Origin of the sequence: Nocardia sp. NPDC056000 (assembly GCF_042269265.1) — a bacterium.
Lineage (GTDB): Bacteria > Actinomycetota > Actinomycetes > Mycobacteriales > Mycobacteriaceae > Nocardia.
In genome coordinates, this window is the sequence record NZ_JBHJXS010000012.1 from 79,912 (window position 1) to 98,424 (window position 18,513).

The window sequence follows — 18,513 nt, forward strand, 5'->3', positions numbered from 1 at the left end:
GCATCGTGGCTTGGAAGCTTCGATGGCGATCCAGATCTGACCGTGGAAGCGGTATGCCTTGAGCTGTTCGCTTGAGATAGTGCGCAGCATGATGTCGGCGCTGACACCTGCTCACTCCGAAACCGGCGGTGGTAGTTGCCGGGCGACGGTTAGTGCCGAGAACCGGGGACTTGGAGGTAGCCCGCGCACTGCCACGGAACACGCGCAGGGCCGAGTATGGTTGCCGCCCATGGTGATCAAGGATGCGGCCGAGACAGTCCGGGTCGGGCGGGCATTGGATTCCGCGATATGGGGCGCCACCTTGTCGGGGTGGAGCGTGATACAGGAAACGTTGGACGCGATCGAGAGGGCGGTTGTGGCTGGGGGCAGTTTTCGCCCTGTGCCACACGCCGGGGCAAACCCAGCATCGTCGAATTGACTCCCACACCCCCTGAACAAGCGAATCGGAGATCACTCAGCGCCCAGTACGGCACCGGATCATTCCCCTTGCACACCGATGGTGCTTCGATGCGGTGCACGCCGGAGTTCGTTCTCCTGGAACTCGGCGGTGGCTCCGGGTCAATCGTGGCCACACCTGTTGCCCAGTTGGACCAGCTCCGGACGGTGGCCAGCAACCGGATCTGACCCTGGGTATGTTCAGATTGCTCGATCCTCGCGCAGGAATCGACTACACCGCCGCGGTCAGTGAAAAGCGCCTTCGATACGACCCGGGGTGTATGGCCCCCGTTGATCCCCGATCCAAACGCGTCGCCGCTGCGGTCGCCAATCTGCAACCTGCCTACCAGCACGACTGGTCAAATCCGGGCACCCTTGTCATTCACAATCACGCATGCCTACATGGCCGTGGTGCCGCCGACGGCGAACCGAAGCGAATCCTGCGGCGGCTCATGCTCGATCGTGTGGTGAACGAGTGACGATCCCCTTCGAATACTCGGCGCTCTGGGCCAAAGCCGTCGTCTTCGTCAACCGCGCACTCGATGACACCGACGACTTCGAAGAACGCGCCTTCTGGGCCGCAGCAGCTCTTGAGCTTCTGGGCAAAGCCGCGCTCGTGAAGGTACATCCGGTGTTGATCGCCGATACCCCGGCCAGCGGCACGGTCAACGCCAAATCATTGATGCTGGCCGCAGGTGTGGGGGAGGACTACGACAAGTTTGTCTCCATTGCGGCCAAGACCGTGTTCATGCGTTGCAAAGTGATTGCCCCAAACTTCAACGAAGTCACCGCGATCCAGATCGCGGGAAACCGCAATGCTTACTTGCATGCCGGCGGGCCGTTCTGCCCGAGAGTCGCTCCGGAGTCTTGGTGGCAACGCTACTGGCCACTGGCCAGCATTCTCCTTGCCGCCCAAGACAAGTCACTCGAAGAGCTGGTTGGCAGCGACAATATCGTGAGTGTGCAAGCAACCATAGTCAGGTTCGACGAGCACATCGCTGAAATGGTCACTGCACGAATTGATCGTGCCCGCTACGTTGCCACCCGGTTGGCGCAGGGAAACCTGCCACCGGCGGAAATGGCTCTACTTACCCGCAGAATCAACACGATCCAGCCCCCGTACATGGAACACTGCCTTTGCTTGGCATGCGGGACAACCGGGGAGCTCGGGGGTGAAACCGAGATCGACGAGGAGCGCACTGAGGCGGCTGGGATGACGAGATTAACGGGTACATCGACGCAGAAATCATATTGACGATCCGCAGCGAATCCTTCGCCTGCGCGCACTGTGGTCTCATTCTGAGCGGACCCGAGCAGATCAGCGCCGCTCACCTGCCCGAATCATTTGAGGTTGTGATGCACGAGCCCGACGACTTCGAACCCGAATACGGCAACGACTAGTCAACCACAGGCTTTCGCGCCGTTGGACGGACCTCATGCTCCGCGGTGCGAAAGCCCAACCGGGGTTCTGGCCATGGGCCCTGGTCCGGACGGAGCTCTCTTGCAACCAACTGCACACCGAAGTCCGCTTCCCGAATTGGGGTCCTGCGGGGTCGGTCTTGCCGCACGCGCATTCTCATCCCGCATGAAATCCAGACCCGCGCCGGTCGGGTTCCGTCGACCTCGCCTCAATTTACGGTTCGCCGAGCGTATTTGGCGACCCGGGTTCGAGCGGGTGAGCTCGTCTACGAGCGGCTGGCAATTCTGGACGCGCGTCTTTGTACATTCTGCCGAGAGCACTAATGATGGCGGGCCGGTCTTTGGGGTGTGTTCCACGTAATGCATAGAAGAACATGCCACCGCGTACCATGGCCGCGAGTGTGGCCGGTATTCCGACTACGCCGACTACGCTCACCCAGTCAACCATCACGGTTCTATCCCCGATTCGAACTCACGCGCAAAGTGCTCCTTTACGCGAGCTTCAAGAATGTCGATTGTGTGCCCGGACTCTTGCGCAACGGACCTCGCGCGGCCAGGATGCAACTCGTCCCAAGGAGCTCTTCTGGCGGATCGGCCACGGGGGCCAGGATCGTGGCTCCCCAGGCCGGGAACAACAGAATTCCAGATCGGAGCCGAGCGCTTCAGGATCCATTCCTCAGCCGGTCGGGCCCACATCTCGTCCACAATGAGGCATCTGAACGAGAAGTCGTGCAGGAAGAGTCGGTGCCTATTGTCGACTGCATCGTGTAGCTGCACAGTTTCGATGCTCTTTGCGTGAACGCTAAGGCGCCGGGTCAATGCCTGCGAGCTGGACGCCGATACCATTCCGCTGCCAGCACGTGCATGTGCAAGTGCAGTACCAACATAAATTGGCCGGGAGGAGTCACCCGCAGCGATCGGTGCGTACAGCTCATCGTCCCCTGAGTAGTACAAACAGTAGACACCAGATCCGTTGAACGGCTCGAACTGCGCGAGCGGTAACGCGGGTCCAGCGAACAATGTGCTGACGACACTGCCAATCAGATTGACCTTGTCGAGCGGGTCGAACTCTGTTGGGGTGTAGCGCTCACTTGAATATGACGTGACTGCGGTCGGAGGGATCGGTGCGAAACCTGGTTCGAAGTAGGATCTAATCTCACTTTCCAGGAAGACAGGGCCGCTTTTCAATTCTGCCGCAGGAGCAGGAAAGGAGTCGTCGCGACTTCGCATGTTGGAAATGCCCTGCCGACTCATGCCCGCGTACTCGGCGATCTCGGCGATGCCCATCAGCTGGGGCGCGCGCGACTTGTCACTGGTAACGATTCAGCACCCCTTCGGTCTGTGTACGCGTGCCTATATTTGCGTGTACAGGTGACAATACGGGGGTTGTGAACGTTCGTCAACTATGTTGGGTCCTTCGTACACGGTCTGCCCTTGTGTCCCTAGTTCGATCTTCGGCGGATCAGGCGTATTTGCCCGGTGTTGAGCTCGAACTGGCCGCCGCGGGCGGGTTGCCGGGCGCGCGGCTCGTATGCGAGCCGACGGGCATCGCTAGCAAGTAGAGACGATGTTTCTGAGACTGCATCCAGCTGGTTCAATCCCAGCTGGGACCATGTCTTGCTGAACTTCGCGTAGATCTTGATCTCGACCGAGTTAGGGGCGGTACTCGAGCGGGCGGTCGCATTTTGGGCACCGACCCCCGATCTTCAAGAGCTCTTCATCGTGCTCCGTGCCGGGAATGATTGCTACCAACGATTCTCGGTAGATCGCACCGTGCTGGCTGGCCCGGCGCTCGGGCGGTTGTTGGCGCGTCCATCCGACGTAATGCATTACCGCACTGTGAGTGTCGGCATCACGGAGCATTGTGGGTTCGTCGAAGCACGCGATGTAAACGTGTTCGGCGTGGTCTCGGCATTCGGTCCGGCATCGGATGCGGGTGAGCGGTGGGTTGGCGCCGAAACTGGGCGCGATCGGTGCACTCTTCCGCATCGGAGGCTGCGGGAGCTCGGAAAGTGGGGAACCGCTCCAGATCCGTTGTGGATCAGTGCCTTTGGCTCGCAGATCGCTGATCAGGAATTCGACCCATTGCTGGTTCGCAGGGTAGGACTCTATTGCTGCTGTCCGAGAGAGATAGTGTGCCGTGGCTGCGGTGATTCGCGGGCCCCATTCAAGGGTGTCCGCCACGCGACATCTGCATAGTGAATAGAAGCGCTCATGTTCGCTGTATGCTCCTTCGAAGACTGCTACTCGTGTTTTGCAGAATCGGCAAAGTAGGCCGCGCGGTCTGCGCTGTGCCGCCCGGGTAGTCGTATCGACAACCATTGCGTGGCAACGCAGGCAGACCATGCACCGCCCCTCGAGCAACCCCAATAGTCGGTCTAGCTGACCCCGTCCCAGTGCGTATTTGGACTCACGTGCTGCCAATGCGGACTTCGAAGATTGCAACATGCATTTCCCGGCACAGCGCTCATGACTACCAGCATCATTCTTCACAGCACGGTCCTGTCGTTTCGGCCGGCCCTCTTCGATTCATCGTATGCCCAGGAATCGCTGCAATCGTCCCGGATGCGTGAATCGGGCCCGCCGAGGTTCCGCTCGCGATCTTGATGCCCACGAGGCCATCCCATGCGTGGGGGATTCGCCTACACGTCGGCATTCGGTCGCCAGCACCGAACCCTCTATCATCGTTCCTATGGTCACGGTGGGGATGACCGTCGGATTGGCGTTCGTGGGCTATATGGCTACGTACTTGAATGGCCTTCGCCTGGGCCAGCGTCAGGCCCGGCTGGTGCGAATCAATCAGCAGCTGAGCGAGTTCTACGGACCGCTACTCGCGCTGATGGAAGCGAATCAACGCACGTTCGATGCCTTTCACGCGGACTTCGCCCTGGCTGATGGGCGCTGTCCTATCTGCGATGTTCCGGTTCCGGCTGAGCGGGACCTCGCCGAGTGGCAGTGCTGGGCCACAACGGTTTTCATTCCGAATATCAGGGCGATGCGCGATGTCGTCGTCACCAAAGCTGATCTTCTCATCGAGTCCGAGATGCCAGCTGTCCTGCTCGAGCTGTGCGCCCATGTATCTGGATACGAGGTCACTCTCGCCCGTTGGTCGGAGGGTAACCGTGGGCAGCACGTCTCGATCATCAAGTTTCCGGCGCCGGAATTACATGACTACACCCGTGACCGGTTCGCCCGCCTGAAGCTCGAGCAATCGAGACTCCTCGGCAGGCAACGGCTTTAGGTCGGATTCGACTGCGCGCGAGCTGGAATCGATTGGGTCATAAGGTAACTCGCGCAGGGGCCGCGAGATTTAGAAACCGCGGAGAGACGGCCGGGCATCGTCTGTATCGCGATGACCGGCCGCTTTCGTGCGCCATCGCGGCCGGGACTTAATGTGCCGCCGAGCCCCTCAGAGTTGCGTGTGCCCGGATCCGCTGAGGATGATCAGCGGCATCAGGAGCACGCCGAGGATGCTGTTTCCGGTGCACTGCGCCGAGGCCGTGGAGCTGCCTGTCGGCTGGTTGACGCAGTTCTGCATCGTCATCGACTTGGATGACGAGCCCTGGGTTGCCGTGAGGTTGTAGATGCCCTCGGGAAGCTTTGAGCGGTAGACGTATTGGATGCTTCCCGTGCCGGGGGTGGATCCGGCCTGCGGGGTGAATGTGCCGACGTTCTGGCCGGCCAGGGTGATGGTGACCGGTGTCAGGGCGTCCGCGCCGCTGGTGGACACCAGGATCGTGCAGGTGTTGCCCGCGCCTTCGCACCAGCCGGCGCCGGTGAGGACCTGCATCATGTTCACGCTGTCGACCGCGGCCGACGCCGATGCCGCCGCGGCGACCGGAATCGTCAGCATGGCCACAGTGGCTGCGGCCCAACTTATTTGCCTCATCTGTACTTCCCGTTGGAGTGATCGGCACCCGAAGTGCCGCTCCGACGGTAACCGCGCGGCGAGGCTCCGCGTGGAGAAATTGAAATGTCAATACTTCAAAACCTGGAGTGCGCACTACCGCCGCCAATTCGCTGGATTCCGGCACGGCCCCACCGACGAGACGCTTATGAGCTCCTGCGTGTCCTGATGGCGTGTGCTGCTCGGTTACGGCGATCGCCGGTTCGCCGTGCGAGTGGGCTCGTAGGGTTGGTTGGATACCTTCTTTTCGATCCGATTAGGGCACCTATGACCATTGCCGAGTCTCAGTTGTCGAAGGGCCAGAACGCGCCGATAGCCGTCACCGAGGTGACGATCACGCTACGGACCACTGCCGCCGCGGATCTATCGGCGTTGCTTGTCACCGCGAACGGCAGGGTGCGCTCGGACGCTGATTTCATATTCTTCAATCAGCCCGTGGGTCCGGGTGTGCAACTGGCCTCGGGAACTCCTGGCGCGCTGCATATCTCGCTCGGGCACATTCCGCAGGATATCGATCAGCTCCGCGCGGTTCTGACCCTCGAGGATCCGCAGGCGACCTTCGGCGGATATCAAGCACCCGTCGTGACACTCAGTGACCGCGCGGGGAAACTGTTGTGCGAGTACCGAATCGACGGACTCGGCCCCGAATCGGTAGTGATCGCACTCGAACTGTATCGGCGGGGCGCCGGTTGGAAGGTGCGCGCGGTCGGGCAGGGGTATGCCGGCGGATTCGCCGCACTGGTCACCGATCACGGCGTGACGGTCGATGACGCTCCCGCCCCCTCTCCGCGCCCGACACCGGTTGCGGTCGCGGTTGAGCGCGGGGGAGTGCGCACCGTTGCGGGCGAGCAGAAGCTCTCCCTCGAGAAGCGTCAGAAGCTGGACCTTCGCAAACGCGAGGTGGCGAAGGTCTTGCTCGCCAAAGGCGCGGACGGGGTACGTGCGCGAGTGCTGTTGGTCATCGATAAGACCGGGAGCATGTCCGAACTGTATAAGAAAAAGGTCGTTCATCGAGTCGTCGAGCGGATGATCCCGGTCGCGATCCAACTCGATGACGATGGTGAGTTAGAGCCCTACCTGTATGGGTCAGGATTCGCGAAGCTGCCCAACGTCCGAGTCGACACCGCGGAATCCTGGTGCGCGGAGTTCATCCATATCGGTGGAGTGCACGGCGGGATCAACTACCGCTCGATCGGCGGATACAACGACGAAATACCCGTCATGACAGAGATTTTGAATGTACTGCGTCCCGATGGTGACCCCACGCTCGTCCTGTTCTTCACCGATGGCGGCTTCCACAAACGTGGACCCATTACCGCGTTGATGCGCACCGCGGCCGAGTACCCGGCGTTCTGGCAGTTCATCGGGTTGGGGCGCAATGACTTCGGTGTCCTCCGCAAGCTCGACACGCTCCGCGGTCGCAAGGTCGACAATGCGGGATTCTTCGAGATCGCCGATATCGATCGTATGAGTGACGCGGATCTTTACTCGAAACTGTTGAGCGAGTTCCCCGATTGGCTGCGAGCCGCGCGTGCCGCGCATGTCTTGCGCTGACATGCATCGCGCGGTTCCGCCGACCGCTTAGGCGGCAGCCACCGCCCGGTTGCGCCGCCACACCCCGATCGCGTCGGTAGCCAGCAGTGCCCACGCCACGAGCGCCGGTTGAAACACAAGCCGCGCAGCGCGTTTGGCATCGGAGTCGAGTCCGAACGCGTCGCGATGCTCGACCAGCTGCGCGATATTTCCCGGAAAGATCACGACGAAGAACGCGGCCACGATCGCTCCGACGAGCGCGCGGCGCGGCTGCTTCCATGCCCCGAGCAGCGCCGCGCCGAGCGTGATCTCGACGACCCCGGACGCCAGCACGACGAAGTCGGTGTCGAGCGGGAACCAGGACGGCACCTGGGCGCGGAAATCGTTGCGGGCGAAGGTCAAGTGGCTTGTGCCTGCGGATATGAGCATCACGCCTAGGAAGGCCTGCGCTGCCAGCCGGACTCGGGACGAACGTTCACCGTGGATCACCATGGGGAAAGCATCGCACACGATGTATCGGGGAGCGGCCTCACCGAACCTGCGCGTATTCGTCGAAGCCGAGCCGGGGGTGGTGATCGGCGAAGCCGGTGACGGTGACCTGATCGGTCACCATCGAATATCCGCGGACCATGACGGTGTATTCGCCGTCGGGCAGGCCGCTCACCGCGTAGCGGCCGTTTTCATCGGTACGCGCGGTGCCGACGATGTCGCCGGATAAATCGAGCACGGTCACCCTGGCATCGCGCACCGTGCGACCACCGCCGCGCACCGTGCCGGACAACACCGCCATCGGTGTCAGTGTGACGTCGAAACAGAGTCGCCCACTGTCGGGGACCGTCAATGTTGTTGCCGTGGGCCGCATTCGGGCGGCGACCGCCACCAGTGTGTAGGTTCCGGCGGGCACACCATGGCAGGTGTACGTGCCGTCCGCCGCCGTGACGGCGGTACCCGCTACATCACCGAGCAGGTCGGTCACGCTGACGGTGGCATCCGGCACCGGTTCGTGCTCGATCGTGCGCACCACGCCGGATACTTCGCCGGATCCCGACAGCGTGACGTCGAGTTGATGCGCGCCGTCATTGCGCACCGTGACGTTCACCGCGGTCGGTTGATATCCGTCTGCCGAGACGATCAGGACATAGCTGCCGGGTGCGGGCGGCTCGATGGTATAGCCGCCGCTGAAGTCCGTGGTCGCCCGCGAAACCTGTTGTCCGCGTTGACTGATCAACGTCACCGTGGCCGCAGATACCGGATGCCGGTCATCCCGGCGAATGTGGCCGCCGATCATCCGCCCATCGACCGGTGCAAGCGGTTCGGAGGCCGCCTCGGGGCTGCGCGTAGCGACCCGATCCTGTTCGGCTGCCTCGGAATACACGGCATCGACAGGCACAGGCAGGTCGACCTGCACCGGCCGCCGCAGCTCGCGCAGCCTTGCCCCTTCCACATCGATATCGGGCAGTACGCGGTTGAGCCACCGCGGAATCCACCACGATCGGTGTCCCATGATCACCAGCAGCGCCGGAACCACCACCATGCGCACCACGAAGGCATCGATAGCGACACCGCAGGCCAGCGCGAACCCCATGGATTTGGCGGTGACATCGGATTCCAGCAGGAACGACCCGAACACCGAGATCATGATGATCGCCGCCGAGGTGACCACGCGGGCACCGTGGTGATACCCGGAGATCATCGCGTCCCGCGGCGACTTACCGTGCACATATTCCTCGCGCATGCGGGTCACCAGGAACACCTGGTAATCCATGGCGAGCCCGAATACCAACCCGATCAACATGATCGGCAGGAAACTGATGATCGGTTGCGGATCGGCGATCAGGCCGAAGGTGCCTTCCTGGAAAATCAGCACGGTCGCGCCGAAGGTGGCGGCCATCGACAGCAGGAATCCGAGCGCCGCCGTGAACGGCACCAGGATCGACCGGAAAACCAGGATCAACAGCACGAAGGCCGCCCCGGCCACGATCGCCAGATACGGCACGATTTTGCCGAGCAGGACATGATCCATATCGGCGTAAATGGCTGTGGTGCCGGTGATTCCGTACTCGATGCCGTACCGCTCGGTCAGTGCGCCTTCGGCCTCGCGAGCCGTGCGCACCAAATCCTTGGTCGCCTGGTTGTTGGGCCCCGATTTCGGTACGCCGCTGAGCATTACGCCGAGCCCGTTCGCACTCAGCTGCGGTGCGGTGACGTAATCCATCTCCGCGAACCCGGCCAGCCGATCGCGCAGCGCCGCGACCGCGGCCTCGCGCTCGCCGGCGGGCACCTTCTCCAGATCGGCGACGACGGTCAGCACACCGTTGCTGCCCTCGCCGAACCCCGCCGTCCTGATGTCGTAGGCCTGCCGCACCGTGGAATCGGTCGGGAAGCTGTTCTCACCCGGCAGCCCCAGCTGCAATCCGAGTGCCGGAGCGGCCAGCGCGCCCAGGGCCGCCACCGCGATGGTCAACGCGACCCATGGTCGTCGGCCGATCAGCCGAGCCACCCGGGTGCCGATGGTGACCGAGGTGTCGTCCTCCGGGTCGTGCCGCGCGACCATCGGCAGCTTCGGCGTGAACAGAAAGCGGCCGAAAGCCCCGAGCAGAGCGGGCATCAGGGTGATGGCGGTCAGCACCGCGAAGAACGCCGCGACGGCCCCACCGAGGCCCATGAACGTCAGGAAGTTCACCCCGACGATGCTCAGCGCACCCAGGGCGACAATGACGGTGAGCCCGGCGAACACCACCGCGGAACCGGCGGTCCCGACCGAAATGCCCGCTGCCTCTTCGGAACTCTCCGCGACACGCAGTTCATGCTTGTAGCGGGAGACGATGAACAGCGCGTAGTCGATGGACAGTGCGATACCGATCATCGACGCGAGAAACGTTGTGAAACTGGGTATCTCGATGATCGAAGTGCTCAGCGAGATCACCAGCATGGCCGCGCCGAGCCCGGCGATGGCGGTCACGATCGGCACGAACGCCGCCACGATGGCCCCGAAGGCGATCACCATGACGACCAGCGCCACCCCCATACCGATCATCTCGGCCTGACCGCTCGGCTGCCCCTGCTTCTGCTCGATCGCGCCGCCGATCTCGACGGTCAACCCGTGCGCGCGAGCGGGTGCGGCCACCTCGTACGCGGCCCGTCGCTGCGCGTCGGTGATATCCGCGGCCGAGGCGATATCGAATGGCACCGAGAGCACCGCGACGGTGGCGGGCGCATCATGATTCAGCACATTCAACGGCGCACCTGCGCACACCGCCGGATTGGCGTCGGCCAGACAACCCATCGCCTTGGTCACCGCGATCGGATTCTTCAGTGCCGCGGCGTCTTTCTCGGCGACGAGTGGCCGACCCTCGTACGAAAGGTGCTGGAGATCGCTGATCAGCGCATCGATGGCGGCGGCATTGTCCTTATCGGTCAGCTTCGTCCCCGCGGGCGCCTTGATGACGTACGTACCGCCGACGGCATCGATGCCGAATTGTCCTGACATGCCCGGGAACTGCTTGTCCAGAATGTCGGTGGCGCGTTCCGAAGGCAGCGACGGCATGCTGAACTTATCGCTCATCGGCTTGCTCAACATGCTGCCGCCGACGCCGAGCGTCACCAGCAGCAGGAGCCACACCGGCAGCACGATCCACTTGCGTCTGAACGCGAATTTGCCCCAGCGATAAAGGTATACGGACACGAAGGGTGCTCCTAGGTGGTATCCGGGTGTGCCTGATTCGGGGCCCGAGTACAACGCTTTCGCGGCCCGCAACGCATGCGAACAGTCCCCCCGGCCCGCTCTGCCGATCCACCGCACCGTACGACTGGTTGATCGCCCGAAAGCCGAAAATGGAGGAGTAACCTCAAGTTTCGCGAGCTTACCGCACGCGAAATAGGCACCGTGGTCTGCGGTGCCTTCTCGCCGTTGATATCCGAGCTACTGCGTCGCGGCGATGACTTTGTCGACGGCGTTGTCGACCGCGTCGGCGATGATGGTCTGCGCCTCGGTTTGCGCAGCTGCCGCCGAGTCCAGCCCTGCGGCGAACGCCTGTTCGGGATCGCCGGTAGCCGCGAGTTCCCGCGCCGCGGCATCGGGCACTTGGAACGCCGCGGACAAGACGGTATTGAAAGCCGGGAAGACGACCGCCGCGCCCGCATCGATCACCCCGACCACCGCGGCCTGCACGGCATCATGCGGAGCGACGGTGCGCGGGGGATTGGGCATGATCGGCGCGTTCATCGCGGTGTAGGTGTCCTGCCGAGCGGTCTGGATTGCCGCGTCGATCGCGGGAACTCCACCTTCGGCGGCAGCCGGGCCGATATCGAGCAGCCCGACCACACCCACCTCGAACGCGTTCAGCGCCCGCGGTGCCACGATCGTCCCGTCCGCGACAATGGTCTGCTGCGCCGCGACACTCACGGGTCCGGTGATCGAAGCCGCAGCGATGCCGAGCGCCGTCACCGGATCATCAACCTGCGAAGCGGCCGCAAATACACCCGGTGCCTGCCCAATCGCGGTCCCGGCCGTAGTGGCGGTCTGAACGGCGAGCGGGCAGATGATCGAACAATAGGTCACCTGGTTCTGCACGAACCGAGTGATCAGGCCACCGGGTGGAACCGCCTCGGAGATCGCTCCACCATCACGCAGCGCAGTCGGCGATGCCTGGAGTTCGCTGCCCGGGGCAGCCAAGGCCGTGGCAGGCAGGGCACCGACAGCGAGCCCGGTGGCTGCGACGCCGACAAATAGCAGACGGGACGGTATCCGCATGGTGATCCTCGAATCGTCGGTTATTGACACCACTACGGTGTACGGACGTTCCGGGTTCAGTCTCCATTGCCATGGCCTTCGATGCGGGGAGGCGGCTGGCGATCACCACCTGCGGCTTCCGGGGTTTCCAGCCGCAGTCCCGTGTGGTGGGCGATGAAGGCGAGCAGGGAGATCAGGGCTTCGGCCGCGTCGTGGCCGCCTCCGGCGTGGCCTTTGCCCGCGATCACATCCAGGAGAACCGGTGCGGCGCAGTCTCGTTGGAGGGCGGCGACCATCTTGTAGGAGTGCAGCGGCGGGACTCGGGTGTCATGGTCCCCGGTGCTGAACAGGGCGGCTGGAAAGGGTTGCGCCTGTTCGCCGCTGCGAGCGGTGACGGTGTAATACGGCGAATACTGGAGTAGTACGTGCAAGGCCGCAGGGTCGCAGGCCGAGCCGTATTCTTCGCGCCAGGCTCGGCCCAGGCCCCAGCGTTCATAGCGGACCATATCCAGTGGGGCGGCCGCGCTGACGACCGCGGCGTAATCGCCGGGGCGCTGCACCATGGCACCGACCGCCATGAGGCCGCCGTTGCTGCCGCCGAGTAGCGCCAGCTCACCGCGACGGGTCAACCCCGTGTCAACCAGCCAGTCACCGGCCGCGTGCAGATCGGCGAAGGCGTTGAGCTTGTGCGGACCCGCACCGTCTCGATGCCAGCGGCGACCACGCTCGCCACCGCCGCGAACGCCCGCGATCACCATGATTCCGCCCGCCAGCACCCAGGCCAGTCCATCGGGTTGGTAGTCCGGGCGGATGGTGATTCCGAAGCCGCCGTAGCAGGTCAGGATGGCGGGCCGGGGGAGTTGCGGTCCGGCGGGTGCCAGCACGGTTACCGGTACCTCGGTGGCGTCGCCGGAACGGTAAGTCGTTCTGGTGACGGTGATTCCGGACAGCGCCCGCGGTGCGGGATCGGTTGGTTCGACCTGTCCGGTCAGCAGATTCAGCCGCCATTTTCCGAGCGGCCGGACCCAGTCGGTGTAGCTCAGGGCGAGTACACCGGGTTCGTCCGTGGGTTCTATCGCGGCGATCGTGCCCGCACCGGGTAGATCGGCATCGAGTAGCCAAGTGCCGCAACGTGGTTCGTGGACGGATAGTTCGGAATAGCCGTCGCGCGTGCGAAGGAGCACCAGCCGGTCGCCATCGTCGGTCGCGGCCAGGGCGAAGGCGGCCAGTACCGTGGGCTCCCTGCCTTCGACAAGCGTCCGCCAGGAACCCCACCCGCCGCCGGGCAGCGGATCGGCGACGAGTAATTGGCCGAATTCGCATGTGGCCGTGGATATCGCGAGTATTCGACCCGAGTCGTCCACCACCACTCCCGCCGAGGAGAGTCCGCCGAGGTCGAGTGGCTGTGGTGAATCACCGGCCGCCACATCCGCAATGGATACCCGGGTTGCCCGGCTGGTGCCGGTGCGGGCCGTGATGACCAGCCATCGGTCCTGCCAGAGGGCGAGATGGAACCGACCCATCGGGTCGTCGTCACCGGCGAGCAGTTCATCGCAAGCGGTCGGCGTACCCACCCTATGCCGGTATACCCCACTGCCGCAACGGTTATCGTGACCACGCACATAGAAGTATCCGGTTTCGTCGGCCAGCCACGCCACCGGCGAATATCGGGTCGACGCACATGTCTGCGAGACGTCGCCGGTCGAGGTATCGATCAGCGAGAGCGGAGTCGTATCCTCGGCCCCGCCGGAAGTCACCTGCACGACCACGTATCTGCCGTTCGGTGACGGCACCCAGCGGCGCAGGATCGCATTGGCTCCCAATGCCGCCGCGTCGATCAGCGTCCGCCAGCCATCCTGCGACCCTTGGTCGATCTGCAGTTCCCAGGGCGACCCCGGGCGTGGCCGAGCGACCCGGAATCGGTGCGCACCAGCGATTTTCACCGATGATGCGACCGGTCCCTGCACGATGATCTCCCGCAGCACCTCCCGCAATCGCGCCCGCCCCGGCAGCCCGGCAAGATACTCCCCGGCCAACTGCCGCTGTGCCGCCGTCCAGGCCAGCACCTCCGGATCGCTCGGATCCTCGAGCCGGCGATATGGATCCGGAATCGATATGCCGTGCAGGACATCTCGCGACTCGGAGCAGGGAGCGGGTGGATATTCGGCGTTCATCGCGCCACCTCCGGTATCGGCTCGACATCGTTGTCACTGCCCGTTGTCGTGCGGCCCACGGTCGCGAGGAAAATGACGGCCGCGACCAGATCGGCGGCCACGAAGACCCAGATTCCGGTACGGGCGCCGAATCTTTCGCCGACTTCGCCGCCGAGGAGCGCGCCGACCAGACCCGCCGCCGTGGTCCCGGTCGCCAGCAGAGCGCCGATGCGGGCGAAGTAGCCGTCGCCGACACCGTCGCACAGCACCGTCACCAGCGCGATATTGAGCACCGCGCCGAAGAACATGGGCACCGCCGCACCGAGAGCGGCGGCGAACAGTACGGCCACCGCCGGTCCCGTCGCGATCGGCAGTGCGATGGCACCCAGCGCCGCGCCGAATACCGCGACCGAGAGCACCCGCCGCGGCGGCACCCCGCGAGTGTGCAGCCGCGGTGCCAGCAGCGATCCGCCGGCCGAGCTCAGCGTCGCCACCACGGCCGGAATCCCGTACACCGCAACGGGTAACGCGACCTCGTGCAGCAGGAACACCGCTCGCAGGGCGGAGACCCCGCCCGCGGCCATCCCGCCCACGAGCAGATACATCGTCAATGCCGCGAGCAGTGGATGACCTCGCAAAACCCGCAGGGCGTCGAGGAATTCGCGATCGAACCGGTCGCGCTGCTCGACCGCGCGCCGGTCCGGCGCTTCGAGCCGGATCAGGCAGTAGGCGCTGAAAAGATAGCTCACCGCATCACAGGCGAACATCGCCGCCGCGCCGACCGAGGCCACCAGCGGTCCGGCGACCGAGGTGGCCACCGAACGCGACAGCATCGTGGTGGATTGCAGATCAGCTCGCGCCCGCCCCAGATCGGCGACCATCAGGGTATTCAGATGGGCGAAGTAGACGCCCTCGAACACCACCCGGGTCATGCCCAGGATCAGCGACAGCGTCGCCAGACCCGCCACGGTCAGCGCGCCCGCGAACATGGCGGCCGCGACCGCGAGCACCGCCGTCGCGGCCACCAGATCGGTTGCCAGCAACATCCGCCGCGGTCGGCTGACCCGGTCCAGGAAGACTCCGGCGAACGGTCCGAAGACCAGGGTCGGAAGCATCGCGCTGAGCACGATGAGCGAGACCGCGTGCGGTCCGGCTCCGAGCCCCACCACCGCGACGACCGATGCCGCGGTGCCGGTGAGGGTGCTACCGAAGGTCGATGCCGCCTGCGCTATGCGGTAGCGCCGCAGGTCGGCCTCGGGCGCGGCTGATTCCATCAGGTCACCCGAAATACGCGTCGTCGCAGTAGGTGACCGACAGCACGCTGAGCGGCGCGTCGTCGAACACATCCTCGCCGGGGGACATGATCAATAGTGGGAGTGGGTTTTTCATGGTTGTTCCTCGAATTGTCCTATGTGTGAGATGTATTCGCCGAGCTCGGTGAACCGAGCTCGGCGAAGGCATGAATTGCGTTGTGTGTGAGTTGTTTCCGCCGGTTGGCGAATTACTGAGCGACCTCCCCGCCGTCGATGCAGAGCAGGATGCTCTTGGTGCTGTCGGGGGCGTCGTCGCCGATTTCCGGATCGGACTTCAGCTGGAGCTTGAGCACGTTGATCATGTTGTTCACCTCCTTTCGAGACTTGTCGTGGTCGGTGCTGCCGTGCGACTCGGTTCCGAGTCGAGGCAGTGGTCGAGGGTGAACAGCGGGTCGGTGACGCCGGTCGTGGCGTGCTGCAGGGCCAGCAGAATGCCCGCGGAGCCGGTGGCCAGGTCGGCGCTGAGCCGCTGCCCGTGCTCACCCAGCCAGCGGACGCCGCTTTCGTGCGGTATCGCGTGCATGAACAGCGCTGTCGGCCGGGCGATCGGATCGGGCAGCAGCTTCTCCCCGGGGAACCTGGCGGCCATATCGGCGTGCACGAGTGCCAGCCCCGCTTGGCCGAGGAGCAGTCCGGGTCCCGCGGTGAGCCGGATGCCCGCCGCCCGCGCGCAGCTGCGCAGCAGTCCGGTCAGTTCCGGATCGGCGGCACGCTCGAGATAGCGCGCCAGCACGTGCAGATAGCCCGCGCTGCCGCATCCGAGGTACGGCATATTGCGCCGGTCTCGCGTCGAGACTCGAAACCCGGTGGCGCCCACCGGAAGCGGTTCGGCGTGCACGAGTTCCGCGCGCAGTAGTCGCACTCCGCGCTCGAACGGCTCGTCCGCCCCGGTGAACCTGGACAGGTAATACAGCGCGAGCGCGATACCGGGCCTGCCGTGCACCAGCCCGGAGGCGTGGTCGCGGCCGAGCGCGGGAATCAGCGCATCGCCCTCGGGTATCGCGTCCAGCAGCCGTTGCGCCCGGTCGAGATGTTCCGGATCGCCGGTGCGGTGGAAGAACGAAAGGTGTGTCATGGCAACGCCCGCCGCACCGCCGCCCCATCCGGCCGCCTCGGTCGTGAGCCGGTGGCTGTCGGCCTCTGCCAGCAATGTCAGCGCCGCGTCCCGTTCGCCGAGATCATCGAGGACCCAGGCGATTCCAGCGTTGCCGAACAGCAGACCAGGTCCGGTCCCGCGCCGCTCGCGCAGCGCATCGGTGCGCAGTCGTTCGACCACCGCCGGGTCGATTTCCCGACCTGCCGAGCGCAGTGCGTGCAAGACGCCCGCGGTGCCGTAGGCGACACACCTGGTATTGGTCCGATGTCCCTGCGGCGCTGTGGGATACACCCACCGCGGATGGCCAGGATCGGCCATGGCCTGTAGGGCGTCGGCCGTGCGATCACGCAGCCATCGGGTCGCGTCCGCAGGCTCCGAGCGCACTCGGTCGGGCGTCAGCAGCAGCGGTGCGTCGAGTTCGCGTCGCGAACGCAGCACGGCCGTCCACAGCCGCCGCGGCGGCGGGCAGATCTCGGCCAGCTCCGCGTGCAGATGATCCAGCGTCTGCGGGCTGCGCCGCGCCGCCTCGTGCATCGGGAAGACCAGCAGTTGCGCGAGCGCCGACAGACCGTAGTCATCCACCCGCGCCGGATCGAGCTTGGCGCGTTCACCCGGCGAACGTGATTCCGGCGGTTCATATCCCGGCGTGCCGAGCAGGCCGAGGGGATGGTCGATGGGCTGGGTGGCCTCGAAATCGATCAGGCGCACCGTATCGTCGTCGTCGACCAGGATATTGCCGGGCGAGAGGTCGACGAAGGCGTATCCGAGCTCGTGCAGGGCGGCCAGTTGCGCGGTGAGCTGATCGAGAATGTGCTCGCACCGCCGGTAGTAGGCGGGGAATACGGTCGCATCCGGAACGGCGTGCGTCGCAGGCGAATTCGCGACAACCCATTTGTTGAGCGTGCGGCCGGGAACGAATTCGGTGACGAGATAGGTGTGCTCCCATTCGGTGAACAACTCCAGCGGGCGCGGGGCGAGACCGGGCGCGAGGGTGTGCAGGGTACGCAATGTCAGGTACTCGCGTTCGAGCCGTTCCCGGGCGGCCTCGTCACCGGCGTAACCGTTGTGCGCACGCGCCTCTTTCACGAATACCGTTGTGCCGTCGGCACAGTGAGCGCGGTACGCGCCACCGGCATTGCTGGGCCGCAGCATGGTTTCGAAGGTGTAGCCGTGGAAGCTGACCTCGTCACCCACATCGCCCTCATCGTCCGGGGTCGGAGCGGGGTCGAACGGATCGGCGATTCCGGTGGGCAGCAGGAAACCTGGGCCGCGCTCATCCGGAATCTCGGTGCCGTCCAGGGCCAGCATGGTCGGCACCCGGGTGCCGTCGGATTGCAGTCGATACCGCGGCCGGAACGACCCGTACCGGTAGGACACGCATTGCGACGATCCGAAGCGCCGGTCGGTGAGCACGTACGGCCCTGCGACACCGGCCAATTCGCGTTCGAGTCGGTTCAGCAGCGTGTACGCCAGCTGCGGCGTCGGGGGATAGAGCGCGCAGAACTTGCCGCTCTGTACGCGGCTGCCGTGTTTGCCGTGCAGCCACAGGAAGTAGTTGCGGCCGGTGAGGTGCTTGAACGGGACACCCAGTTCGGCGCAGGTGGCGCTGACCACGTCGAGCACCTGCTGCGCGGAGCCGAGCGTGCTCGACACGTGCACTTTCCAGCCCTGTGCGGGCAGTTCGGCCCGCGGCGGCGTCCAATGCGTCCAGATCTCGAACTGCTGCCGGGTCCAGCCGTGCGGCGGCCTGGTCGGGTTGTACCGCCGGCCCGGATCGACGCAGTCGACCGGTTGGTAGTAGTCGGGGTGTGCAAAAGTGAAGGCCGCGTCGGGAAGCATTGTGCTGCTGCCTTTCTCGTGCTCTGGGGCCGGTGGATCGAACGAGTCAAGAATCTCCCGCCGACGCCCTCGCGCGAATCCGCCTG

12 protein-coding genes are annotated in these 18,513 nt (G+C 64.5%); 4 read left to right on the forward strand and 8 right to left on the reverse strand.

Annotated elements, in window-relative coordinates; all coding sequences use genetic code 11:
- Positions 1–632 precede the first annotated feature (632 nt).
- Positions 633–914: a hypothetical protein gene (locus tag ACFC4D_RS32130; RefSeq protein ID WP_376068778.1), complete on the forward strand. Its 282-nt coding sequence runs from the start codon at positions 633–635 to the stop codon at positions 912–914.
- Positions 911–1,690, forward strand: a complete 780-nt coding sequence (locus ACFC4D_RS32135) for a hypothetical protein (RefSeq protein ID WP_376068780.1) — start codon at positions 911–913, stop codon at positions 1,688–1,690. The genes ACFC4D_RS32130 and ACFC4D_RS32135 overlap by 4 nt, the downstream gene beginning before the upstream one ends.
- Positions 1,691–2,301: 611 nt before the next feature.
- Here the strand turns inward: ACFC4D_RS32135 and ACFC4D_RS32140 are convergent.
- Entirely contained in the window at positions 2,302–3,141 is an 840-nt protein-coding gene (locus ACFC4D_RS32140; RefSeq protein WP_376068782.1) for an Eco29kI family restriction endonuclease, read from the reverse strand.
- 1,405 nt (positions 3,142–4,546) lie between these two features.
- On the opposite strand from ACFC4D_RS32140, the gene ACFC4D_RS32145 reads away from it, so the two are divergent.
- Positions 4,547–5,095, forward strand: coding sequence for a hypothetical protein (locus ACFC4D_RS32145; protein WP_376068784.1), 549 nt, complete (start codon positions 4,547–4,549; stop codon positions 5,093–5,095).
- Positions 5,096–5,263: 168 nt separating this feature from the next.
- On the opposite strand, the gene ACFC4D_RS32150 is transcribed toward ACFC4D_RS32145, so the two are convergent.
- Positions 5,264–5,707 (reverse strand): hypothetical protein, encoded by a 444-nt coding sequence (locus ACFC4D_RS32150; protein WP_376068786.1) that lies wholly within the window; start codon positions 5,705–5,707, stop codon positions 5,264–5,266.
- A gap of 321 nt (positions 5,708–6,028) precedes the next feature.
- Between ACFC4D_RS32150 and ACFC4D_RS32155 the strand changes: the two genes are divergently transcribed.
- Positions 6,029–7,315 carry a VWA domain-containing protein gene (locus ACFC4D_RS32155; RefSeq protein ID WP_376068788.1) on the forward strand — a complete coding sequence of 429 codons (1,287 nt, stop codon included), beginning with the start codon at positions 6,029–6,031 and terminating at the stop codon, positions 7,313–7,315.
- Between the two features lie 27 nt (positions 7,316–7,342).
- Here the strand turns inward: ACFC4D_RS32155 and ACFC4D_RS32160 are convergent, their stop codons facing one another.
- The 6 genes from ACFC4D_RS32160 to lanKC all read right to left on the reverse strand — a co-directional run bounded on the left by ACFC4D_RS32160 (position 7,343) and on the right by lanKC (position 18,427).
- Positions 7,343–7,786, reverse strand: coding sequence for a hypothetical protein (locus ACFC4D_RS32160; protein ID WP_375953906.1), 444 nt, complete (start codon positions 7,784–7,786; stop codon positions 7,343–7,345).
- 37 nt (positions 7,787–7,823) lie between these two features.
- Positions 7,824–10,979: an MMPL family transporter gene (locus ACFC4D_RS32165; RefSeq protein ID WP_376068790.1), complete on the reverse strand. Its 3,156-nt coding sequence runs from the start codon at positions 10,977–10,979 to the stop codon at positions 7,824–7,826.
- Positions 10,980–11,216: 237 nt separating this feature from the next.
- Positions 11,217–12,047 carry a hypothetical protein gene (locus ACFC4D_RS32170; protein ID WP_376068791.1) on the reverse strand — a complete coding sequence of 277 codons (831 nt, stop codon included), beginning with the start codon at positions 12,045–12,047 and terminating at the stop codon, positions 11,217–11,219.
- Positions 12,048–12,103: 56 nt separating this feature from the next.
- On the reverse strand, positions 12,104–14,200 hold the full coding sequence (locus ACFC4D_RS32175) for a prolyl oligopeptidase family serine peptidase (protein WP_376068793.1): 2,097 nt from the start codon (positions 14,198–14,200) through the stop codon (positions 12,104–12,106).
- Complete coding sequence (locus ACFC4D_RS32180; protein WP_376068795.1) at positions 14,197–15,453, reverse strand: MFS transporter; 1,257 nt, start codon at positions 15,451–15,453, stop codon at positions 14,197–14,199. Before ACFC4D_RS32180 ends, ACFC4D_RS32175 begins: the two co-directional genes overlap by 4 nt.
- Positions 15,454–15,799: 346 nt before the next feature.
- Positions 15,800–18,427 (reverse strand): class III lanthionine synthetase LanKC, encoded by a 2,628-nt coding sequence (gene lanKC, locus ACFC4D_RS32185; RefSeq protein WP_376068797.1) that lies wholly within the window; start codon positions 18,425–18,427, stop codon positions 15,800–15,802.
- Between the last annotated feature and the right edge of the window lie 86 nt (positions 18,428–18,513).